General features: G+C 59.8%; 18 protein-coding genes. 3 read left to right on the top strand and 15 right to left on the bottom strand.

The genetic code is table 11. The features are described from left to right. Positions 1-45: 45 nt before the first annotated feature. The 3 genes from HBO10_RS03375 to prfB form a co-directional block, all read right to left on the bottom strand. Positions 46-762 (bottom strand): TetR family transcriptional regulator, encoded by a 717-nt coding sequence (locus tag HBO10_RS03375; RefSeq protein ID WP_106117928.1) that lies wholly within the window; start codon positions 760-762, stop codon positions 46-48. A gap of 143 nt (positions 763-905) precedes the next feature. Beyond that, complete coding sequence (gene lysS, locus HBO10_RS03380; protein ID WP_003189082.1) at positions 906-2,408, bottom strand: lysine--tRNA ligase; 1,503 nt, start codon at positions 2,406-2,408, stop codon at positions 906-908. Between the two features lie 79 nt (positions 2,409-2,487). Next, positions 2,488-3,583, bottom strand: a protein-coding gene (gene prfB, locus HBO10_RS03385) for a peptide chain release factor 2 (protein ID WP_096001736.1) whose coding sequence is annotated in 2 segments (ribosomal slippage) — positions 2,488-3,510 and positions 3,512-3,583 — 1,095 coding nt in all. Because the reading frame shifts where the segments join, the coding sequence is not laid out codon by codon here. Between the two features lie 531 nt (positions 3,584-4,114). Between prfB and HBO10_RS03390 the strand changes: the two genes are divergently transcribed. Together HBO10_RS03390 and HBO10_RS03395 are read left to right on the top strand one after the other, a co-directional pair. Beyond that, positions 4,115-6,382 carry an S-type pyocin domain-containing protein gene (locus HBO10_RS03390; protein WP_034126510.1) on the top strand — a complete coding sequence of 756 codons (2,268 nt, stop codon included), beginning with the start codon at positions 4,115-4,117 and terminating at the stop codon, positions 6,380-6,382. A gap of 1 nt (position 6,383) precedes the next feature. After that, positions 6,384-6,638: a bacteriocin immunity protein gene (locus HBO10_RS03395; RefSeq protein ID WP_034129682.1), complete on the top strand. Its 255-nt coding sequence runs from the start codon at positions 6,384-6,386 to the stop codon at positions 6,636-6,638. A gap of 143 nt (positions 6,639-6,781) precedes the next feature. On the opposite strand, the gene HBO10_RS03400 is transcribed toward HBO10_RS03395, so the two are convergent. From HBO10_RS03400 to HBO10_RS03435, 8 genes are all read right to left on the bottom strand, one after another. Continuing rightward, positions 6,782-7,783 carry a PleD family two-component system response regulator gene (locus tag HBO10_RS03400; protein WP_034126509.1) on the bottom strand — a complete coding sequence of 334 codons (1,002 nt, stop codon included), beginning with the start codon at positions 7,781-7,783 and terminating at the stop codon, positions 6,782-6,784. A 52-nt stretch (positions 7,784-7,835) separates the two neighbouring features. After that, a complete protein-coding gene (locus tag HBO10_RS03405; protein WP_034126508.1) occupies positions 7,836-8,846 on the bottom strand; it encodes a chemotaxis response regulator protein-glutamate methylesterase in 1,011 nt (336 codons plus the stop codon). Then, positions 8,843-11,122 (bottom strand): hybrid sensor histidine kinase/response regulator, encoded by a 2,280-nt coding sequence (locus HBO10_RS03410; RefSeq protein ID WP_169921927.1) that lies wholly within the window; start codon positions 11,120-11,122, stop codon positions 8,843-8,845. Before HBO10_RS03410 ends, HBO10_RS03405 begins: the two co-directional genes overlap by 4 nt. After that, positions 11,119-11,820: a chemotaxis protein CheW gene (locus HBO10_RS03415; protein ID WP_034126506.1), complete on the bottom strand. Its 702-nt coding sequence runs from the start codon at positions 11,818-11,820 to the stop codon at positions 11,119-11,121. Before HBO10_RS03415 ends, HBO10_RS03410 begins: the two co-directional genes overlap by 4 nt. Further along, the gene (locus HBO10_RS03420; protein ID WP_034126505.1) at positions 11,817-13,079 is read right to left on the bottom strand and encodes a protein-glutamate O-methyltransferase CheR; all 1,263 of its coding nucleotides are present in this window, start codon (positions 13,077-13,079) and stop codon (positions 11,817-11,819) included. Before HBO10_RS03420 ends, HBO10_RS03415 begins: the two co-directional genes overlap by 4 nt. Beyond that, a complete protein-coding gene (locus HBO10_RS03425) occupies positions 13,076-13,588 on the bottom strand; it encodes a chemotaxis protein CheW (RefSeq protein ID WP_034126504.1) in 513 nt (170 codons plus the stop codon). The genes HBO10_RS03420 and HBO10_RS03425 overlap by 4 nt, the downstream gene beginning before the upstream one ends. Beyond that, positions 13,588-15,210 carry a methyl-accepting chemotaxis protein gene (locus tag HBO10_RS03430; RefSeq protein ID WP_127882177.1) on the bottom strand — a complete coding sequence of 541 codons (1,623 nt, stop codon included), beginning with the start codon at positions 15,208-15,210 and terminating at the stop codon, positions 13,588-13,590. The genes HBO10_RS03425 and HBO10_RS03430 overlap by 1 nt, the downstream gene beginning before the upstream one ends. 745 nt (positions 15,211-15,955) lie before the next feature. Then, positions 15,956-16,663, bottom strand: a complete 708-nt coding sequence (locus HBO10_RS03435) for a tellurite resistance TerB family protein (RefSeq protein ID WP_034126502.1) — start codon at positions 16,661-16,663, stop codon at positions 15,956-15,958. A gap of 304 nt (positions 16,664-16,967) precedes the next feature. On the opposite strand from HBO10_RS03435, the gene HBO10_RS03440 reads away from it, so the two are divergent. Then, the gene (locus tag HBO10_RS03440) at positions 16,968-18,593 is read left to right on the top strand and encodes a glucan biosynthesis protein D (RefSeq protein WP_034126501.1); all 1,626 of its coding nucleotides are present in this window, start codon (positions 16,968-16,970) and stop codon (positions 18,591-18,593) included. Positions 18,594-18,646: 53 nt separating this feature from the next. Here HBO10_RS03440 and HBO10_RS03445 read toward each other — a convergent pair whose 3' ends face one another. From HBO10_RS03445 to HBO10_RS03460, 4 genes are all read right to left on the bottom strand, one after another. After that, positions 18,647-18,832 carry a hypothetical protein gene (locus tag HBO10_RS03445; protein ID WP_014717190.1) on the bottom strand — a complete coding sequence of 62 codons (186 nt, stop codon included), beginning with the start codon at positions 18,830-18,832 and terminating at the stop codon, positions 18,647-18,649. A 204-nt stretch (positions 18,833-19,036) separates the two neighbouring features. Then, positions 19,037-19,573: a GNAT family N-acetyltransferase gene (locus tag HBO10_RS03450; protein WP_034126500.1), complete on the bottom strand. Its 537-nt coding sequence runs from the start codon at positions 19,571-19,573 to the stop codon at positions 19,037-19,039. Between the two features lie 103 nt (positions 19,574-19,676). Further along, the gene (locus tag HBO10_RS03455) at positions 19,677-20,783 is read right to left on the bottom strand and encodes an NADH:flavin oxidoreductase/NADH oxidase (RefSeq protein ID WP_034126499.1); all 1,107 of its coding nucleotides are present in this window, start codon (positions 20,781-20,783) and stop codon (positions 19,677-19,679) included. Positions 20,784-20,909: 126 nt separating this feature from the next. Beyond that, a complete protein-coding gene (locus HBO10_RS03460) occupies positions 20,910-22,811 on the bottom strand; it encodes a potassium transporter Kup (protein ID WP_034126498.1) in 1,902 nt (633 codons plus the stop codon). Positions 22,812-23,076 lie beyond the last annotated feature (265 nt).

The following is a 23,076-nucleotide window of genomic DNA, read 5'->3' on the forward strand; positions in this document are numbered from 1 at the left end:
GGAGCTGGCTTGCCTGCCCCCACCCAAAGCAGATTGCGCACAGGGCTAGGCCGAGGCCAATACCAGGTGCATGTGACGCTTGAGGATTTCAAGCATCTCGTCACCCGTCAAAGGCTCTGCGCCGCCCAACAGGCCCTGATATTCCATCCGACTGATGATAGCCGTCAACACCTTGGCATCCTGCTGTGGCTCACGGGAACCCAATACCTGGAAAAACTGCCCGGTGCCCTGCAACAGGATCTGTTGGTGGGAGCGTACCAGTTCGGCCAGGCGCGGGTTGAGCAGGGCTTCCTGGCGAAAAGCCTGCTCGGCCATCAGGTATTCGCGGCGGTTGGTCAGCTGGCGCAGCACATAGTCGGCGGTCAGGCGGGCGATATCATCGGCCAGTTGCGAGCGCGACTGCGGGCTGCCGTCACCATAGGCGACCATCTCGCGCAACAGGCCTTCGTTGCGCACCCACAGCTTGCCCATGAAAGCGGCGCTGCGCTCCACGTATTGGGCGAAGGTGTCGGTGAGCAGGTCGTCGATGTCTTTGAAGTAATAGGTGGTGGCCGACAGCGGCACCCCCGCCTCTGCCGCCACTGCCCGATGACGTACGGCCCGCACGCCATCGCGCACGACGATACGCATGGCCGCATCGAGAATGTCTTGCCGGCGCTGCTCGCTGCCCCGCCGACTGGCCTTGCGGCCCTGGTACTGAACACTTTCAGCCACGGCAGCAGCAATGCCGGCGGCACCTTCTTGAGCCATTATGCGGTTCACCACACTTCTTCCTTTAGAGGTGACGCGGAGCGTCACAGAGTGCACTCCCACGCGGAGCGTGGGAACGATCAATGACGAGCACCACTTGAACAGGCCACATAAAAAAGCCGCCTTATAAAAGGCGGCTTCGGATTTCGCTACGGTTACGCTTGTGGCCGCATGTGCGGGAACAGGATCACGTCGCGGATCGACGGCGAGTTGGTCAACAACATCACCAGACGGTCAATGCCGATACCTTCACCGGCAGTCGGCGGCATGCCGTACTCCAGGGCCCGAACGAAGTCGGCATCGTAGTGCATGGCTTCGTCGTCACCGGCGTCCTTGTCGGCCACCTGGGCCATGAAGCGCTCGGCCTGGTCTTCCGCATCGTTAAGCTCGGAATAGGCGTTGGCGATTTCGCGGCCACCGATGAACAGCTCGAAACGGTCGGTGACGTTCGGGTTGTCGTCGTTGCGACGGGCCAGCGGCGACACTTCGAACGGGTATTGGGTAATGAAGTGCGGCTGTTCCAGCTTGTGCTCCACCAGTTCTTCGAAAATCATCACCTGCAGCTTGCCCAGGCCTTCGAAGCCCAGCACCTTGGCGCCGGCTTTCTTGGCAATGGCACGGGCCTTGTCGATGTCGTTGAGGTCGTCAGCGGTCAGCTCGGGGTTGTACTTGAGGATCGAGTCGAACACCGACAAGCGCACGAATGGCTCGCCGAAGTGGAACACCTTGTCGCCGTACGGCACGTCTGTGCTGCCCAGCACCAGCTGTGCCAGCTCGCGGAACAGCTCTTCGGTCAGGTCCATGTTGTCTTCGTAGTCGGCGTAGGCCTGGTAGAACTCCAACATGGTGAATTCAGGGTTGTGACGGGTCGAGACGCCTTCGTTACGGAAGTTGCGGTTGATCTCGAACACCTTTTCAAAGCCGCCAACAACAAGCCGCTTGAGGTACAGCTCAGGCGCAATACGCAGGAACATTTCCATGTCCAGCGCGTTGTGGTGGGTCTCGAACGGCTTGGCTGCGGCACCACCCGGGATGGTCTGCAGCATCGGGGTTTCCACTTCCAGGAAGTCACGCTGCATCAGGAAGCTGCGGATGTGAGCAATGACTTGCGAGCGTACGCGGAAGGTCTGGCGCACGTCTTCGTTGACGATCAGGTCAACGTAGCGCTGGCGATAGCGCTGTTCGGTGTCGGTCAGGCCGTGGTGCTTGTCTGGCAGCGGGCGCAGGGACTTGGTCAGCAGGCGTACATTGGTCATCTCGACGTACAGGTCGCCCTTGCCGGAACGGGCCAGGGTGCCTTCGGCGGCGATGATGTCGCCCATGTCCCAGGTTTTCACCGAGGCCAGGGTTTCTTCGGACAGGGTCTTGCGGTTGACGTAGACCTGGATGCGACCGGTCATGTCCTGGATCACCATGAACGAGCCACGGTTGAGCATGATGCGACCTGCCACCTTGACCGGGATCGCAGCCTCTGCCAGTTCTTCCTTGGTCTTGTCCGCGTATTGCTTCTGCAAGGCATCGCAGTAGTTGTCGCGACGGAAGTCATTGGGGAAGGCGTTACCCTTGGCGCGCTCGGCAGCAAGCTTTTCCTTGCGCAGGGCGATCAGGGAGTTTTCTTCCTGTTGCAGGGCTTGCGGGTCGAGTTGTTGGTCGCTCATGTCTTTAAATATTCCATCAGGTTCGTTGCCCCCAGCCTTCGGCGGGGGATCGCGGGCAAGCCCGCTCCCACAGAGGGTATTAGAGGCCGGATTTCAGGCTGGCTTCCAGGTATTCGTCGATATCGCCGTCGAGTACCTTGTCGCAGTCGCTGCGTTCGATGTTAGTGCGCAGATCCTTGATCCGCGAGGCATCGAGCACGTACGAACGGATCTGGTGCCCCCAGCCGATATCCGACTTGGTGTCTTCCAGCGCCTGGGAAGCGGCGTTGCGCTTCTGCATTTCCTGCTCGTACAACTTGGCCCGCAGCATTTTCATGGCGGTGTCCTTGTTGGCGTGCTGGGAACGTTCGTTCTGGCAGCTGACCACGGTGTTGGTCGGTACGTGGGTGATACGTACGGCCGAGTCAGTGGTGTTTACGTGCTGACCACCAGCGCCGGAGGAACGGTAGGTGTCGATCCGCAGGTCGGCCGGGTTGATCTCGATTTCCACTTTGTCGTCGATCTCTGGCGAGACGAACACCGCAGAGAATGAGGTGTGGCGACGGTTGCCGGAGTCGAACGGGCTCTTGCGCACCAGGCGGTGCACGCCGATCTCGGTGCGCAGCCAGCCAAAGGCGTATTCGCCCTTGATGTGTACGGTCGCACCCTTGATACCGGCCACTTCACCGGCGGACAGTTCCATGATGGTCGCGTCGAAACCGCGCTTGTCGGCCCAGCGCAGGTACATGCGCAGCAGGATGTTGGCCCAGTCCTGGGCTTCGGTGCCACCGGAACCGGCCTGGATATCCAGGTAGGCGTTGTTCGGGTCCATTTCGTGGCTGAACATGCGGCGGAATTCAAGCTTGGCGAGGTTTTCCTCGAGACGGGCCAGCTCGGCGACAACATCGCCCACTGCGCCTTCGTCGTTTTCTTCGACGGCCATGTCCAGCAGGTCGCGGCAATCACCCAGGCCGGTGTTCAGTTCGTCGAGGGTATCGACAATCTGTGCCAGCGCAGCGCGCTCGCGCCCCAGTTCCTGGGCGTATTCAGGTTTGTTCCAGACACTCGGATCTTCAAGCTCGCGATTGACCTCGGTCAGACGCTCATGCTTTTGATCGTAGTCAAAGATACCCCCGAATAGTTTCGGAGCGCTCGGACAGGTCCTTGATGGTGTTAAGGATCGGGTTGATTTCCATGGCGGGCAGCACTCGTTGGCGAACTTTTGAAAGCCGGCGAGTATAACGGCAAACGGCTGGAAACGGCAGCCCGCTTGGTCGATTCTGCCAAGACAGCGCTTGCCTCTCGTCACGCTTGCTTCGGTGACAGACACGTGACCCTCAGAGCATTTCCTATAGGTTGACGATGCCGCGCGTTAGAAAACCCGACCTACTACTCGCTAAAACCAGACCGTTCATCTGTTTATACAAATAATTTGAAAATCCAAATCAGAGCCTGCCTAAAAGACCACAAACCAACCCACTCCAATAAAAACAAACAATTAGGTTTCTAGCCAAATCATCCCAAGACTCAAGTGATAAACATACAAGAATATAAATACATCAGTTTCAGAACCGTCTTACAGAGTCTCCTACACGCATAAAATCAAATCAAAACGCCATCAGTTTTTTCTTTCTTCCCTCTCAAATAAGTTTGATCAAAGCGCCTGAGTTTTTTTCTTCAGGACGCACAAACTCTAACGATCACTCTCATAAAAATGGAGAGGCCCTATGGCACAACAAGGGTGGCAGCCAGGACAACCTTTAGAACTCAAGCCGACGATAATTACCGCAGGGAGACGAAACACTTATTGGGGTGGTGAAGGCGGAGGCTACGTAGGAAGTGGAGATGGCTGGGGCCTTCAAGAAGGGCCACGTCGGGGTGAAGGAGACCGTAGCCGCTTCAGGCAGTTTGACTTCCCTAGCACCACCGCCGATTTCATTGGAGAGCAAAAGTACAATCAATCCTTGATTGACGCGGAGTACAGCGCACGGTTCGCAACGCTCACGACTGACACTGAACGCGAACTCGCAGAGAAACAGCAAGCCGCGAAAGCTTCACAGGCACTCACAGAGACAGCCTCAGCCATTCTCGATCAAAAAATCGCATTTGAAATCATCGACGCGAAAAAATCCAAATACGCCAGTACTGCGCCACTCATCTATGGGCTCTATGATCAAAGCCCTTTTTACCTGATGGAAAACTTAACTTATACAAAGCTACGTGAAACGCTTGCCTCTTCTGACCCGATAAAAAATCTGCGCGATGCCTACACACTTTACGACAACGTCTGGAGGGCCGCACAAGAACTCAAGGCTCTCTCGCTCTCCATAGACATTCTGACTAAAAAACTTTCAGGGTTGGCAAAGGCCCGGCAAACGCTGGAGGCCAATTTAGCCGAACAGGATCCTGGCTGGGAAAATTTACACAATGAGTATCTGAAGGCCATTGCAGATGAGTTGGAAATTCAGGTGCAGTTGCTGCCGGAATACCTGCAGGTGGAACTCGCCTCTCTTGCCGGTTCGGTCGTTGGATTGACACCCGACCAGACCCTCATGCGTTACAAAAACACGCTGGACAAAATGATCGAAAAAACGATGGCTGCGATCAAACCTATTGACCCACCGTTAGCCATAAACCGGAACGGGTTGATGATTTACTATCCCGCAGCCAACCCACAGGTTACACCGCCACTCAGCAAACCCGAGCTTGAGGGACTCAAACAGCTTATTTATCTGCAGCAGAACACCGCGCTTGGGGTGAGATGGCTCAGCCACCATGATTTTGTGCTGAAGTCAGAGTCCGCGCGGTTTCTTGCCAACGCCTCCAATGCAATCAGCGACCTCGCAGAACGTGCGCAGCAGGTCGCAACGGCCCAAGCGCGTATTGAAGCGGTAAGAGTAGCCAATACCTATCGACTGTCGGGCACTGCTGCTGCGACTCAAGCGATAGTCATGACCTCAGTCGGAACTATCGCTACAGCAGAGGGGGTTACCGTCACGCTGCGAGCCGCTATTGGGGCAGCAGTGGCCGCATTGACGGAATTGGCCGCCAGTACCGCGAGTGGCTTGATGGTCGGTGTTTCAGCGCTGATCTATTCTCCCAAACTCGCGAACGGAGAACTTCCAGAGCGTTATGCGCTTGGCACACCGATCTCAACCTTGGTACCAGGCCTCGACGAGTCGACGATAAGTTCGGCAGTCAACGGCACAATCGACCTGCCGGTTCGAATGAGTTCGAGGACGGCCGCAGATGGGCGGTCAGAAGTTTTTGTGGTCAACACCGATGGTGCAAGCGTGCCTTCCAGGGTCAAAGTGGTTACTGCGACCTATGATCCTGGGCAGAAGGTATACACCGTCACGACAAGTGACATTCCACCAAGAACGTTGATTTGGACACCTATTTCCGCTCCTGGAGATAGCTCAACAACGCTGCCACCGGCCCCGCCTGAAACGCCCGTCTATGCAGGCGCCGACACAATTCCAGTCGAGGGTAGGGTTGACAGTTTTCCAGCCGTTGTTGAAGCTGGATTTGACGACTTCATCATCGTTTTCCCGGTCGATTCTGGCCTGCCTCCAATCTATGTCATGTTCAGGGATCGGCGTGAAGATCCCGGAATCGTGACAGGCAATGGGCAATCTATAACCGGCTCTTGGCTGGGAGCGGCCTCCCAGGGTGAAGGAGTCCCTATACCATCGCAAATTGCCGCAAAACTGAGAGGTCAAGAATTTAAAAACTTCAAGGCATTTCGTGAAGCATTCTGGAAAACGGTTGCTAGCGACTCGGAACTGGCTAGTCAGTTAAACCGTCAAAACCTAAGAAGAATACTAAACGGCAAGGCGCCCTATACTAGCGAACTAGAACATGCTGGAAAATCTAGTAAATTCGAACTTCACCATAAAATATTCATTTCCCAAGGCGGAGAAATTTTCGACATCGACAATATCCACATAGTCACTCCAAAACTTCATAAGCGTATTCACGGCAAAGGTAATTAAGATGAAAAGCTCAATTTCCGAGTACACAGAAAGCGAATTTTTAAAATTTGTAATTTCTCTTTGTGATGCGAGTGCTCGCTCTGAGGAAGAAGATGACGAAATGCTATTAGAATTCAAGCGACTTACGGAGCATCCTGATGGGTCAGATCTCGTCTATTATCCAAGAAAGGGTAGAGAAGACAGTCCAGAAGGCATTGTAAAAGAGGTCAAAGAGTGGCGCGCGAATAATGGCAAGCCTGGATTCAGAATAGAATAACGCCGTCCTGCCCCCTGCCATCGGCTCTACAACGATGGCAGATTTCTTAGCTCAAAAACTTTCATATGTAATCAATTCGGATGAGTACGAAACTCAGGAGTGCAAGGGGGAAGTCCCCCTCGCACATTGAAGTTGGCCTCTAATTACTCGATACCAACCTGATTACGCCCATTGTTCTTGGCCGTGTACAACCCCTTGTCCGCCGCCATGATCAGCTGCCGGCAGTCCGTACCCTGGACAGGCGTCAACGTCGACAGCCCGATACTGATGGTCAGGCTGGCACCTTCAGCCGGGGCGATGTGCGGGATTTTCAACGCCGCCACCGCCATGCGCAGTTTTTCCGCGACCAGGCGTGCGCCGCCCGGCGAGGTGTTGGGCAGGACCAGTGCGAACTCTTCGCCACCGTAGCGCGCCGGCAAGTCCGAAGGGCGGCTGCTGGCATCGCGAATGGTGGCGGCGACTTTGCGCAAGGCTTCGTCGCCCTCGACGTGGCCGAAGCTGTCGTTGTAGGTCTTGAAGAAGTCCACATCGATCATCAGCAACGAGAGTTGGGTCTGGTCGCGCATGGCGCGGCGCCATTCCAGCTCCAGGTATTCGTCGAAGTGGCGGCGGTTGGACAGCCCGGTCAGGCCATCGGAGTTCATCAGGCGTTGCAGCACCAGGTTGGTGTCTAGCAACTGTTGCTGGCTGACCCGCAACGCGCGGTAGGCCGCGTCGCGCTGCAACAGCGTCATGTAGGAGCGCGAGTGATAGCGGATGCGCGCCACCAGTTCGATGTTGTCGGGCAGCTTGACCAGATAATCGTTGGCCCCGGCCGCAAAGGCCGCGCTTTTGATCAGTGGGTCCTCTTTGGTGGACAGCACGATGATCGGGATATTCGCGGTGGCCGGGTGATTGCGGTACTCACGCACCAGGGTCAGGCCGTCCAGGCCCGGCATCACCAGGTCTTGCAGGATCACCGTGGGCTTGATGCGGATCGCCTGGGCTATCGCCTGGTGCGGGTCGGCGCAAAAATGGAAGTCGATGTTCTCTTCATGGGCCAGGCCACGCCGCACGGCTTCACCGATCATGGCCTGGTCGTCGACCAGCAGCACCATGGCGGCGTTTTCGTCGGTCTTGAAGTCGTCGAGCTGTAAATCATTCATGTGCAATCACCTGAATTACTACCTGCAAGCCAGCACGGCGGGAGATTTTTGTTCATTTTGCAAAGACCTCCAGCAATCGGGGCGCAATTCTATCCAGTGGGCGAATTTCAACAGCAGCATCAATCGCCGCCGCCGCTTTGGGCATGCCATACACCGCCGAGCTCTGTTGGTCCTGGGCGATGGTCAAATATCCTTGTTCACGCATCAGCTTGAGGCCCTGGGCGCCGTCGCGCCCCATGCCGGTGAGCAAGACGCCAACGGCGTCACCGTTCCAGTAACTGGCGACGCTTTCGAAAAACACGTCGATGGAGGGCCGGTAAATCTCGTTCACCGGCTCTGCGGTATAGGCTAGCGTGCCATTTTTCAACAAGCGAATATGGTGGTTGGTTCCGGCCAGCAATACCACGCCGGGTTGAGGCGGCTCGCCCTCACAGGCCAGGCGCACCGGCAGGCCGGAAGCGCTGCTCAGCCACTCGGCCATGCCGGCGGCGAAGACCTGGTCCACATGCTGTACCAGCACGATGGCGGCGGGAAAATCCCGGGGCAAACCCTTGAGCAGAACTTCCAGTGCCGCCGGCCCACCAGCCGAAGAACCAATGGCCACCAGCCGTTGACGCTTGCCGGTGACCCGCTGCGGCGGGGTTTCGGCACGCACCCGCGTGCCGCGCTGGCCGATCAGCCAACCAATATTGAGGATCTTGCGCAGCAGGGGCGCGGCCGCATCCTTGGGGTTGCCAACGCCCAGTGCCGGGGTGTCCACCACATCCAGGGCGCCGTGACCCATGGCTTCGAATACGCGGCTGACGTTGGCCTGGCGGTCGACAGTGACGATCACAATCGGGCAAGGCGTGTCGGCCATGATCTGCCGGGTGGCCTCCACCCCATCCATCACCGGCATGATCAGGTCCATCAGGATCAGGTCCGGGGTCAGCTCGGCGCAACGCTGTACCGCTTCCAGGCCATTGCTGGCCACCCATACCACCTCGTGGGCGGGCTCGTAACTCAGGGCGCGGCGCAAGGCCTCCACCGCCAGGGGCATGTCATTGACGATCGCAATCCTCATGCCCGGGCGCCTCCAATCAGTTCAACCACGGCGTCGAGCAAGGCGTCGTCATGGAAACTGGCTTTGGCTAGATAATAGTCGGCCCCGGCGTCGAGGCCACGGCGGCGGTCTTCTTCACGATCCTTGTAGGAAACCACCATCACCGGCAACGATTGCAGGCGACTGTCACGGCGCAAAAGTGTGACCAATTCAATACCGTCCATGCGAGGCATATCAATATCAGTGATAAGCAGGTCGAAGTCCTCGGAGCGCAATGCGTTCCAGCCATCCATGCCATCGACCGCAACAGCGACTTCATAACCACGATTGAGTAATAATTTGCGTTGCAGCTCGCGCACCGTCAGTGAGTCGTCCACCACCAGCACACGCTTGCGCGGCGCTTCGGTGGCCTGCTGGCTGCGCCGGGCAATGCGCTCCAGGCGACCGGCGTTGAGCAATTTATCCACCGAACGCAGCATGTCTTCGACATCGACGATCAACACCACCGAGCCGTCATCGAGCAAGGCCCCGGCAGAAATGTCCTGGACTTTGCCCAGGCGATCATCCAGCGGCAACACCACCAGGGTGCGCTCGCCGATAAAGCGCTCCACGGCAATCCCGTACACGGCATCGCGCTCGCGGATCACCACCACCTTCAAGGTATCTGACGGGTTCTGCCCCGGCGGGCGCTGCAGCAACTGGCTGGCGGCAACCAGGCCGACGTGCCGGCCCTCATGCCAGAAGTGCTGGCGGCCTTCCAACTGCACGATGTCGTCGGGCGCCAGGTCGCACATGCGTTCGATATGCGCCAGGGGAAAGGCATAGGCTTCTTCGCCGACTTCCACCACCAGGCTGCGCACCACCGACAGGGTCAACGGCACCTCAAGATGGAAGCGGCTGCCCTGCCCCGCCGTCTGCTCCAGCACCACCGCGCCGCGCAGTTGACGAACCATATGTTGCACCGCGTCCAGGCCGACCCCGCGCCCGGACACTTCGGTGACTTTGTCGCGCAGGCTGAACCCTGGCAAGAAGAGGAACGTGAGCAGTTCCTCTTCACTCAGACGCAGGGCCGTTTCAACCGGCGACAGATGGCGGTCGACGATGGTGCCGCGCAGGCGCTCGAGGTCGACACCGTTGCCGTCATCGCTCAATTCCAGCACCAACAACCCGGCCTGATGGGACGCACGCAGGCGAATCAAGCCTTCCGCCGGCTTGCCCGCCAGCACGCGTTGCTCAGGGGTTTCGATGCCGTGATCGACCGCATTGCGTAATAGATGGGTGAGCGGCGCTTCGAGTTTTTCCAGCACGTCCCGGTCGACCTGGGTCTTTTCGCCCTCAATCTCCAGGCGCACTTGCTTGCCCAGGCTGCGACCTAAGTCACGCACCATGCGCACCTGCCCGGCCAGCACATCGGCAAACGGCCGCATGCGGCAGGCCAATGCGGTGTCGTAGAGCACCTGGGCGCGCTGGCCGGCCTGCCAGCCGAACTCATCCAGCTCGGCGTTTTTTTCCGCCAGCAGGGCCTGGGCTTCACTCAGCAGGCGACGGGTATCGGCCAGGGCCTCCTGGGCTTCCAGGTTCAGATCCAGCGACTTGAGCTGGCCGTCCAGGGCATCCAGCGCACGCAAGCTGTTACTTTGAATGCGCTTGAGGCGTTGCAGGCTGGCCAGGTACGGCTTGAGCCGCTGGGTTTCCACCAGGGATTTGCTGGACAAGTCCAACAGACTGTTCAAGCGCTCAGCCGTCACCCGCAGCACACGCTCGCCGCCTTCGGTCATGCGCTTGTTCTGGCGCGGCGCGTCACTGCCGAGCGGTGGCGCAGGCTCCAGCTCGGGCTCCAGCAGCAGCGCGTCAAACCGCGGCGCGGGGATGGGCTCGGGTTTTGGCACGGGCGTGACAATCGGCTGCGAGGGATCGAGCAAGCGCTCCATCAGCGCTACGTACGCCTCGATATCCGCCGGCCCCACATCGTTGCCCGGGGTGGCGATACGCATCAGCAGATCAGTACCTTGCAGTAATGCGTCGATATGTTCAGGTTGCAGGTACAGGCGGCCTTCCTGGGCGCTGACCAGGCAATCTTCCATGACGTGGGCCACGCTGACGCCGGCATCCACACCGACAATCCGCGCCGCCCCTTTAAGTGAATGCGCGGCGCGCATGCAGGCTTCGAGCTGGTCGGCCTGGGTCGGGTTGCGTTCCAGCGCCAGCAGGCCCGCGCTCAACACTTGGGTCTGCGCATCAGCCTCCAGGCTGAACAGTTCCAACAGCGAGGCATCGCGCATCTGGTCGGGGGTCATGCGAGGCTCCGGGTCACGGCGGACAACAATTGCGCTTCGTCCAGCCAACGCAGGCTGCGGCCTTTCCACTGCAACACGCCTTGGGTGTAGCGTGCGCTGGCCTGGGTGCCGGACACCGATGCGGCCTTCAAGGTGCGCTCATCGATGGCATGGATGCCGTCTACTTCATCCACCGGCACCACGACCGGGCCGTCCTGGGCAGCGATGATCAGCATGCGCGGCATGATCCGCCCGCCGCTGGCGCCGGCACTGGTGCTGTCCAGGCCCAACAGTTCCACCAGTGACAGGCACGCCACCAGCGCCCCGCGTACGTTGGCCACGCCCAGCAGCGCTCGGGAACGCTGGTGCGGCAGCGAGTGGATCGGCTGCAACGGCGCCACTTCCACCAGGCAACGGGTGGCGATACCGAGCCATTCTTCGCCGAGGCGGAACATCAACAGCGAACGGGTGACCACCTCGTTATCCGCTTCGGCAGTTGCCTGCGCATGATGGTCGTCCTGTTGCAGTGCGTAGCGGTCGAGCAGGCGTGTGGCGGCGGCGGAATACACCGAGCAATTGCGGCAGTGGATATGCTCGGCCAACAACGGGCAGGACTTGTCGCCATGAATACCGATGCGGTTCCAACAGTCGTCAATGGCTTGGGTATCGGTCAGCGTCAGGTCCAGGCCTGCGGTGTCGAGCGCGTCAGGGCTACTCATCGTTTGGACTCACTGTCAGCTCGCTCGCTACGGGCGGCGCGTGCCTGAAGACGGCGCGCGCCGGCACTGTCACCCTGGGACTCGAGCAACGCGGCCAGGTGCATCAGGGCCTGGGGATGCTGCGGTTCCAGATACAGGGCTTTTCGGTAATACCCTTGGGCCTCCAGGGCACTGCCAGCCACATCGCTGAGCAGCCCCAACCAGTAAAACACCTGGGCGGCCGGCGGGTGATTGCTCAAATACCGTTCGCAGGCCGCTCGGGCCTCGGCACTTTTGCCCTCGTTGGCCAGGGTTGCGATCTGGCTGAGCAAATCCCCGGCATCGGTAGTCACCACTTTGACCGGTGGCACGTTGGGGCTGACGGTGCTGAACGGCCGCGGCTTGAGCGGTATCGGCGCCGCCCTACGCTGCGGTAGCGGCGCGGGCGTCGGTTTGACCACAGGTGCAACCGGCGGGGCCGGTTCTACATGCCGACTGAAGGCAAAGGACTGCGGCACACCGATGGAGCGCATGCCGTGACGCCCCAGGAGGCTGCCCTCGGCCGGGCCGATAAACAGCACACCGTCTACGTGAGTCAATTCCTTGAGCACATCAAAGACCTGTTTCTGGGTCGGCTGGTCGAAGTAGATCAGCAAGTTGCGGCAGAACACAAAATCGTAGGTTGGCTCATTCGCCAGCAGTGCCGGGTCCAGCAAGTTGCCGACTTGCAGGCGCACTTGTTCGCGCACCCGGTCGGCGATGCGGTAATTACCTGCGTCTTCAGTGAAGTGACGGTCACGAAACTCAAGGTCGGCGCCGCGAAACGAGTTCTTGCCGTACACGCCCCGCCGCGCGCGCTCCACCGACAGCGGGCTGACATCCATGCCCTGCACTTTGAACTGGTGGGGCGCCAGGCCCGCATCGAGCAAGGCCATGGCAATCGAATAGGGTTCTTCGCCCGTCGAACACGGCAGGCTGAGAATACGCAGGGCGCGCAGCTGATTGATCTCGGCCAGACGCACCTGGGCCAGGCGGGCCAGGGTTGCAAAGGATTCGGGATAGCGGAAAAACCAGGTCTCGGGGACGATCACCGCTTCGATCAGCGCCTGCTGCTCGTCATGGGAGGTTTGCAGGTGTTGCCAGTAAGCCTCCGCCGACTGCGACTGGGACGACTGGCAGCGCTGGCGCACCGCGCGTTCGATAATCGCCTCGCCCACCGAAGCGACGTCCAGGCCGATGCGTTCTTTCAAAAACGCGAAAAACCGCGGGTCATTGCTCATAGGCTCAACTCGGCGGAAAACAGCAAGGCGCGCACTGGAGCGGTCAACAGATCCGCAACGCCAATCCACTGCATCAAGCCCTGGGCATCTTCACGCACCGGCCCCAGGTACGGCGCCTGCCGGTTGTCCAGGCCATAGGGCTGGAATTCGGCGGGATCGCAACGCAGGGTGTCGGTGGCCTGTTCCAAAATCAGCCCCAGCCAACGCGCCTCACTCCAGGGCTGCGGCTGGTAATTGACCAGCACCAGGCGCGTGCTGGTACGCGCCTGAGCCGAAGTGCCGAACGTCAGGGCGCTCAAGTCGATGACCGGCACCAGCACCCCACGATGGGCGAAGATACCCGCCACCCACAAGGGCGCTTGGGCGATAGGTTTGAGCGCCAGGCGCGGCAGTACCTCGGCCACTTCCGTAGCCTTGAGGGCAAAGCGTTCGTTGCCGATGCGAAACACCAGAAACAACGCCTTTTTCGCTGCCGGGACGGCACCGCGTTTAGCCGCGAGCTCGCTCATCAGACTTTGAAACGCGAGACGCCGCTGCGCAGACCGACCGCAACCTGGCTCAGTTCATCAATGGCAAAGCTGGCCTGGCGCAGGGATTCGACGGTCTGGCTGCTGGCATCGCCCAATTGCACCAGCGCGTGGTTGATCTGCTCGGCACCGGTGGCCTGGGCCTGCATGCCTTCGTTGACCATCAACACCCGCGGCGCCAGGGCCTGTACCTGATGGATGATCTGCGACAGTTGCTCGCCCACTTGCTGCACCTCAGACATGCCGCGGCGCACCTCCTCGGAGAATTTGTCCATGCCCATCACCCCTGCCGACACCGCCGACTGGATCTCACGCACCATTTGCTCAATGTCGTAGGTCGCCACAGCGGTCTGGTCGGCCAGGCGGCGCACTTCGGTGGCAACCACGGCAAAGCCGCGGCCGTACTCGCCGGCTTTCTCGGCCTCGATCGCAGCATTGAGGGACAACAGGTTGGTCTGGTCGGCCACCTTGACGATGGTGACTACCACCTGGTTGATGTTGCCGGCCTTCTCATTGAGGATCGCCAGCTTGGCGTTGACCAGGTCGGCGGCGCCCATCACCGAGTGCATGGTTTCTTCCATGCGGGCCAGGCCCTGCTGGCCGGAACCGGCAGCCACCGAGGCCTGGTCGGCGGCGGTGGACACTTCGGTCATGGTGCGGACCAAGTCCTTGGACGTGGCGGCAATCTCGCGGGAAGTGGCGCCGATTTCGGTGGTGGTGGCTGCGGTTTCTGTCGCGGTCGCCTGTTGCTGCTTGGAGGTCGCGGCAATCTCGGTGACCGAGGTGGTGACCTGCACCGATGAACGCTGCGCCTGGGACACCAGGGCAGTCAGCTCGGTCATCATGTCGTTGAAGCCGGTTTCAACCGCGTTGAATTCGTCCTTGCGCTCCAGGTTCAGGCGCTTGCTCAGGTCACCGGTGCGCATGACTTCGAGGATTTGAACGATGCGCTGCATCGGCGCCATGATCGCGCGCATCAGCAACAGGCCACACAGCGCGGCGGCGAGAATCGCCAGCAACAGCGAGACGCCCATGCTGATCTTCGCGGCCGCTACCGCATCATCGATGGCGGCGGTGGCGTTGTCGGCGACCTGCTTGTTCTCATTGATAATGTCATTGAGCTTCATGCGGCCTGCTGTCCAGGCGGGGGTCAGTTGCTCGTTGAACAACCTCAGTGCTTCGGCGGCGTTATTGCTCTGATGGGCCGCCAAAACCTGGGCGAGAATCTGGTTGTAGCTCTGGTGCAGTTTTTCGAAGGCATCGAATTCGGTGCGATCCTGGGTGATATTGATCGTCCCTGCGTAGCTGGCCATATGTTGCTCAAGCCGAGCCTCAAAAGACTTGTAGTCCTGTTTGTCGGCTTCGGAAATGCCCTGGTTCTCGTGGATCCCGACCAACTCCTGGGTCTGCAGGTAGCTGTCGACCCAGGCGCTGCGAATCATGGAGCTGAAAAACACCCCGGGCACCGCATCGTCCCGCACTGAGTTTTCGCTGATTTCGATTTTCAGCAGGCGCGAATACGAGACCACGACCATCAGCAGCATGATCGCGATAATTACCGCAAAGCTCGCCAAAATCCTTTGGCGCAGGGTCCAGTTCTTCACAGTAATTCCTCGCAGGGCCATTCAAATGGAGGGGAGTATAGCTGAGCGGCTGCGCGCTTTTATCAAGGCTTTTGATGTGCAGTGCACAGAATGCAGATGTGCTCGCGTTGGCCACAGCTATCTACACAATTTTGGTACGGCGCTGGACCTGTGGCGAGGGAGCTTGCTCCCGTGACGGCCTGACAGCCGACGCCTACCCACCTGCCCCCCCACGATCTGAATGTGGGAGCTGGTTGCCTGCGATGGCGGCCTGACAGTCAACACAGCTGGATTGTGTACATATCCATTCCTGCGGCAATGGCCGCTTAGGGTTCCGCCCTGACGGCGGCTCACTTTTGAAAAGCGCAAAAGTAAGCAAAACGCTCTTGCCCCACCACTCGGCACCTCGCCCAGGCTCGGTGTGCCCGTAATCCGCCAGTGATTTGGGGGGCCGCCGCCACGCGCCATCCATGGCGCGGGGCGGCTAAACCGGCATCCCTGCCGGTTTACCCCCCAAATCCCTGTCGAATTCCGGCCAGCGTGGTTTAACGGGGCGCCTGAGATCAAGATCACAAGCAGATCAAAAGCAAGATCAAGAGCGGCTCGCTTCGCATCGTGGTTACGGTGTTGGTGCCTATGCCGCGATGGCGTGAGTCAGTCAGTCAGTCAGTCAGTCAGTCAGTCAGTCAGTCAGAAATAGAGTGACTGGCCCACCGCATTCGCGGGCAAGCCTGCTCCCACAGGTTTGACTGGCGTGTGGCCCTATTTATGCGTTTAGCCGTACTTGTTTTTCCAGCTCAAGCTTCAAGCCTGGTTCAAGTTTCAGTTGGCGTGCCAGTTCGTCCAGGTAGGCTTTTTCCATGAAGTTTTCTTCGTCCACCAGCATCACGCTGGCGATGTACATTTCGGCGGCCATTTCCGGGGTGCTGGCGGCGCGGGCAACGTCGGTTGGGTCCAGGGGCTTGTTGAGTTCGGCGTGCAGCCAGTGTTGCAGCTCCTGGTCGTTGTCCAGCTTGGTAAATTCGCCTTCGATCAAGGCGCGCTCGCGCTCATCCACATGCCCATCAGCCTTGGCCGCGGCCACCAGTGCCTTGAGAATGCCCTGGCTGTGTTGCTCCACCTGGTCAGCCGGCAGGCGGTCGATGGTTTGCGGCTCGCCTTGGGGCGCGCTGGCCTGCTGGGCTTGCCAGTTGCCGTAAGCCTTGTAGGCAATCACACCCAGTGCGGCCAAGCCGCCGTAGGTGAGCGCCTTGCCGCCGAATTTGCGGGCTTTCTTATTGCCCAGCAGCAAGCCCATGGCCCCCGCCGCCAGGGCGCCGCCGCCGGCACCGCCGAGCATGCTGCCGAGCCCGCCACCGCTGAGCAAGCCGCCGAGGGCGCCCTTGTCATTGGATTTGCGTTGGCCGCCGGCCTTGTTTTGCAACATGTCCTGGCCAGACTTGAGCAACTGATCGAGCAATCCACGGGTATTCATTCGTAGCCTCCAGACACTTGGGTTCGTAGGACCAATAGGCCTCCAGCGTAAAATTAAGTGCCAAAAAGCCGCGATCTAGAGTGCTTCCAGATGTAACGTCATCCTGCGATGCTGGAAATGTCTTGTTGCACATGCAACGCCATCATCCCGCCATCAATCAATTTGCCTTGTTCATCGAACCGCTTAAGCTATCCGGCGTCTGTTTATTGTCCGTTGCGTTTGGCCGAAGGCATGTCCGAACCGTTATTTCTGATCCGATACGTGCCAGGAACGGCGCGGGATTTGCTCACGACAGGTTGTCTCTATGCACCGCAGGAATTTGCTCAAAGCATCCATGGCCATTGCGGCTTACACCGGGTTGTCGGCCAGTGGCCTGCTGGCCGCGCAGGCCTGGGCCGGGAATCGGGCTGCCGATGGCAAGGCCGTGGCGTTCGATTTCGAATCGCTCAAGGCCCAGGCCAAGCAATTGGCCACCCGTGGCTACCAGGACACTAAGCAGGTGCTGCCGCCGACCCTGGCCACCATGACCCCGCAGAATTTCAACGCCATCGGCTATGACCGTAACCATTCGCTGTGGAAGGAGTTGAACGGCCAACTGGACGTGCAGTTCTTCCACGTCGGCATGGGCTTCAAGACGCCGGTGCGTATGCACAGCGTCGACCCAAAGACCCGTGAAGCCCGCGAAGTGCATTTTCGCCCTTCACTGTTCAACTATGAAAAAACCACGGTGGACACCCAGCAACTGACCGGGGACCTGGGTTTCTCCGGCTTCAAGCTGTTCAAGGCGCCGGAGTTGGACCGCCATGACGTGCTGTCGTTTCTCGGCGCCAGCTACTTCCGTGCGGTGGATTCCACCGGCCAGTACGGCCTCTCGGCGCGTGGCCTGGCGATTGATACCTACGCGAAAAAACGCGAGGAATTCCCCGATTTCACGCAGTTCTGGTTCGAAACCCCGGACAAGAACGCCACGCGCTTTGTGGTCTACGCCCTGCTCGACTCGCCAAGCGCCACCGGCGCCTACCGCTTCGATATCGACTGCCAGGCCAACCAAGTGGTGATGGCGATCGACGCGCACATCAATGCGCGCACCGCCATCGAGCAACTGGGCATCGCGCCCATGACTAGTATGTTCAGCTGCGGCACCCATGAGCGCCGCATGTGCGACACCATTCACCCGCAAATCCACGACTCGGACCGCCTGGCCATGTGGCGCGGCAACGGCGAGTGGATCTGCCGGCCCCTGAACAACCCGGCCAAGCTGCAATTCAACGCGTTCGCCGACACCAACCCCAAAGGCTTCGGCCTGGTGCAGACCGACCATGAGTTCGCCAGCTACCAGGACACCGTCGACTGGTACAGCAAACGCCCAAGCCTGTGGGTTGAACCGACCACGGCCTGGGGCGAAGGCTCCATCGACTTGCTGGAAATCCCCACCACTGGCGAAACCCTGGACAATATCGTGGCCTTCTGGACCCCGAAAAAGCCCGTGGCCGCGGGTGATTCGCTCAACTACGGCTACAAGCTGTACTGGAGCGCACTGCCGCCGGTGAGCACGCCGCTGGCACAGGTCGACGCGACCCGTTCGGGCATGGGCGGCTTTACCGAAGGCTGGGCACCCGGCGAGCATTATCCGAAGGTATGGGCGCGGCGTTTCGCCGTAGACTTCAAGGGCGGCGGCCTGGATCGCTTGCCAGCGGGCACCGGCATCGAGCCGGTGGTGACTTGTTCCCATGGTGAGGTGAAGGATTTCAGCGTGCTGGTGCTGGATAACATCAAGGGCTATCGCATCCTGTTCGACTGGTACCCCACCAGCGACAGCGTGGACCCCGTCGAATTGCGCCTGTTTATACGAACCCAGGACCGCACCCTGAGTGAAACCTGGCTGTATCAGTACTTCCCGCCAGCACCGGAGCAGCGCAAGTACACCTGAAACTAACCGCCTGATCATTCCCACGCCGCAGCGTGGGAATGATCACAGTTGGCTTAGAACCGCGACACGCTTTTCATCGCACCAATCAGATACCGCATCGCCACCTGATCGCTCTCGGTCAGCGCCCGGTATTGCACCAGCAACTCCATCTCATCTGAACTCAACCTTCGACCCCGCAAGGACATCCGACGGCTCAGAAAAGACGCCACCGCACCCGCTACGCCATAGGACTTGGCCATGGACCGCTACTCCTGATATCAGTCAAACACTCCTGGTGCCCATTTCCAAACTCCCGGGAAGCGCAACGGCTTCGCGGACCAACCGCCTGTCTCCCTGGGCCAGGAGTCGGGCTTACCCTTAGCGTAGAAACTATCTCATCATTCGTGGGATTTTTTTAGAGTATTAACTTAAAAAATAACGGCGGTAATAAAAACCTACAGCCATTACTCACGCAGGGGTCGATACAGGTGAATGTCTAGCGGTTCTTGCGCATAAAGCTCAGCGTGGGGTTGCTGCAACAGACGGCAACCATGGCGCAGGTAAAAGTCCACAGTGTTACGCGACTCCGTCGCCGAGATATAGAGCGCTTGGGCCCCCACTTGCCGGCCGTGCTCGCAAGCCAGCGCCAACAACCGCCCGCCCAGGCCAGAACCGCGGGCACTGTGGCTGACATGCAGGAATTTCAGCTGCCGCATCAGCAGGCCCTGGTGATGGAACGGCCGATTGTCCACCACCACTGCGGCAACCAGCACCTGGCCGTCGAATACGCCCCATAACCACCCGCCGCGCTGGAGGCAGGCACGCAGCGCCACCGCATCCTGTTCAGCCTCGCCTTCGGGCCAGCCGTGCATGTCATGATGTGTGGCATACAACACCAGTTCGCCGCAGTCCATGCGATAGCACTCCGGGATCAGCTCCGTACGATCGATGGTTGCCAGCAAAGGGATATCGTCTTCGGTTAACGCGCGTTCCACCAGCATAAGCTTCTCCTGCTTAACAACCGCCAAGGATCAGCCTTCCTATAAACGCGAGCAAGAAAAAACCCACCGTATCAGGGTGGGTTTGGCACAGAGGTAAGTAGGGTCAATCCCGCAGATCCGACTCATGGATCGGCTGGTCCCGATGGGTTGCCCGCTGGTACTGCGCCGGCCAGATGGCTTTGCGTCCGCCCAGGTCATCGTCGGCATGCAACGGCCAGTACGGGTCGCGCAGCAGTTCACGGGCCAGAAAAATAATGTCAGCCTGGCAGGTACGCAGGATGTGCTCGGCCTGGGCCGGTTCGGTAATCATGCCGACCGTGCCGGTGGCGATGCCCGATTCCTTTCGCACGCGCTCGGCGAAGCGCGTCTGGTAGCCGGGGCCGGTGGGAATCTCGGCATTGGCGGCGGTACCACCGGACGACACGTCGATCAGATCCACCCCGAGGTCTTTCAGGCGGCGCGCCAACTCCACGGTTTCATCCGGGTTCCAACCGTCTTCCACCCAATCGGTGGCCGACACGCGCACAAACAGCGGCAACTCCTCAGGCCACACGGCGCGCACGGCCTTGGTGACTTCCAGCACAAGGCGAATGCGGTTTTCGAAGGAGCCGCCGTAGTGGTCCTGACGCTGGTTGCTGATCGGCGAGAGAAACTGGTGCAGCAGGTACCCGTGGGCGGCATGGATTTCCACCACCTCAAAGCCTGCGGTCAAGGCGCGCCTGGCGGCGGCGACAAAGTCGGCGATTACTTGCTGGATCTGTGCTTCGTCCAGTGGCTTGGGCTGGGTGTGATTGGGGTCGAAGGCAATCGGCGAGGGCCCCACCGGCACCCAGCCGCCCTCCTCCGGCTTGACGCTGCCGTGTTTGCCGATCCATGGCCGGTGGGTGCTGGCCTTGCGCCCGGCGTGGGCCAATTGAATACCCGCCACCGCGCCCTGGGCCGCGATAAAACGGGTGATGCGCCGCAATGGTTCGATCTGGGTGTCGTTCCACAGGCCCAGGTCCTGGGCGGTGATACGGCCATCGGCGGTCACCGCCGTGGCCTCGGTAAAAATCAGCCCGGCGCCACCCACGGCCCGGCTGCCGAGGTGCACCAGGTGCCAGTCATTGGCCAGGCCATCGTCGCTGGAGTATTGGCACATGGGTGAAACCGCGATGCGGTTTAGCAGGGTCAATTGGCGCAGGGTATAAGGTTCGAGCAGCTGACTCATGGCGCACCTCTTCTGGGTTCTGTGGGCACTGTTCAACAGTGCATAGAGCCTAGTCGACAACCATCGTTTGCACAGGGTTCAGAAAGGAAAGCGGGAGCCGATTGCCGGCTCCCGGTAGGCAGCGCCTTACATCTCGACCTGGGTGCCCAACTCGATCACACGGTTGACCGGCAGTTTGAAGAACCGCAGGTTGCCGTTGGCGTTTTTCAACATGAAGGCAAACAACACTTCACGCCAACGGGCCATGCCTTTGATGCGCGAGGCAATTACCGTTTCACGGCTGAGGAAGTAGGTGGTGCGCATCGGGCTGAAGTCCAGGTCATCCAGATGGCACAGTTTCAGCGCTTCAGGCACGTCCGGTTCATCGGTGAACCCGAAGTGCAGGATCACGCGGAAGAAGCCTTCGCCATAGGCATCCACCTCGAAGCGTCGCGCCGCTGGCACCCGTGGAATGTCTTCGTAAACCACGGTCAACAGCACCACCTGCTCATGCAGCACCTGGTTATGCAGCAGGTTGTGCAACAGCGCATGGGGCACGGCGTCGGGCCGCGCGGTGAGGAACACCGCCGTGCCCTGAACGCGATGGGGCGGCTGTACGCGGATACTGCTGATAAAGATCGGCAACGGCAGGCCACCCTCGTCGAGACGGCCGACCAGCAATTGCTTGCCGCGCTTCCAGGTGGTCATCAGCACGAACAGCACGATCCCCGCCAGTACCGGGAAGGCGCCGCCCTGGAGGATCTTCGGCGCGTTGGCGGCGAAGAACAGGCCATCCACCAACAGGCAGCAGAGCAACAGCGGCACGGCCAGCACCGGTGGCCATTTCCACAGCAGCAGCATCACCGCTGATACCAGGATGGTGGTCATCAGCATGGTGCCGGTCACCGCCACACCGTAGGCCGAGGCCAGAGCGCCGGAAGATTCGAAACCCAGCACCAGCAGGATCACGCCGACCATCAACGACCAGTTCACTGCACCAATGTAGATCTGGCCCTGTTCGGCACTGGAGGTGTGCTGGATATGCATGCGCGGGATGTAACCCAGCTGGATTGCCTGGCGGGTCAACGAGAACGCGCCGGAAATCACCGCCTGGGAAGCAATCACCGTGGCCATGGTGGACAAGCCCACCAACGGGACCAGTGCCCAGCTCGGCGCCAGCAGGTAGAACGGGTTGCGCGCCGCCTCCGGATCGCCCAGCAGCATCGCGCCCTGGCCAAAATAGTTCAGCACCAGCGCCGGCAGCACCAGCAGGAACCAGGCGCGGGCGATGGGTTTGCGGCCGAAGTGGCCCATGTCGGCGTACAACGCTTCAGCGCCGGTCAATGCCAGCACCACCGCGCCGAGGATCGCCACGCCAATACCGGGGTGAACCATGAAGAAGCGCACGCCCCATGCCGGGTTCAGCGCATTGAGCACTTCGGGTTGCTGCAGAATGCCGTACCCCCCCAGGCCGCCCAATACCAGGAACCAGGTAACCATCACCGGGCCAAACAGCTTGCCGATGCGGTCGGTGCCGTGTTTCTGGATCAGGAACAGCGCCACCAGCACCACCAGGGCAATGGGCACTACCCATTTTTCCAGGCCGTCGAACGCCAGTTCCAAGCCTTCGATGGCCGACAACACCGAAATTGCCGGGGTGATCATACTGTCGCCGTAGAACAACGCCGCGCCACACAGGCCACACACCACCAGGAAACTGCGCAATTTCGTGTGCTTCCCGGCAGCTCGCCGGGCCAACGCGGTGAGGGCCATGATGCCGCCCTCGCCCTGGTTGTCGGCACGCAGCACGAACAATACGTACTTGATCGACACCACCCAGATCAGCGACCAGAAGATCAGCGCCAGGATCCCCAGGACGCCGTCATGGTTGACCTGCACCCCATAACCACCGTTGAACACCTCTTTAAGGGTGTAGAGCGGGCTGGTCCCGATATCGCCATAAACCACGCCGACCGCCGCTACCAGCATGCCAATCGGCTTGGCTTTTGAATGCTCGGCACCTGCTGCCTGACTACTTGCCTGACCCATCAACCACTCCTGCCCTTTGACCTGAGGTCTTTTATAAACAGCGCTTCTAAGCTGACCCTAGCATGCGCCGTTTTACTTCTCGTAACAGACGTTTTATTGACCCAAGGGCTTTACCCGTGCGCAACGGCGCGAAGCATAGCGCAGCACTCGTCGTATTTCCCCGTTCAAGTGAACGGGGTGTCGTTTTAGGCAATCAGTCATAGCGGCCACAGCAGCACTTTGGCGCCTTTTTGCCTGCATTGATCACATTTACGGCCAACCGTAT

Source organism: Pseudomonas sp. WS 5503 (assembly GCF_012985385.1).
GTDB classification, from domain to species: Bacteria; Pseudomonadota; Gammaproteobacteria; order Pseudomonadales; family Pseudomonadaceae; genus Aquipseudomonas; species Aquipseudomonas paracarnis.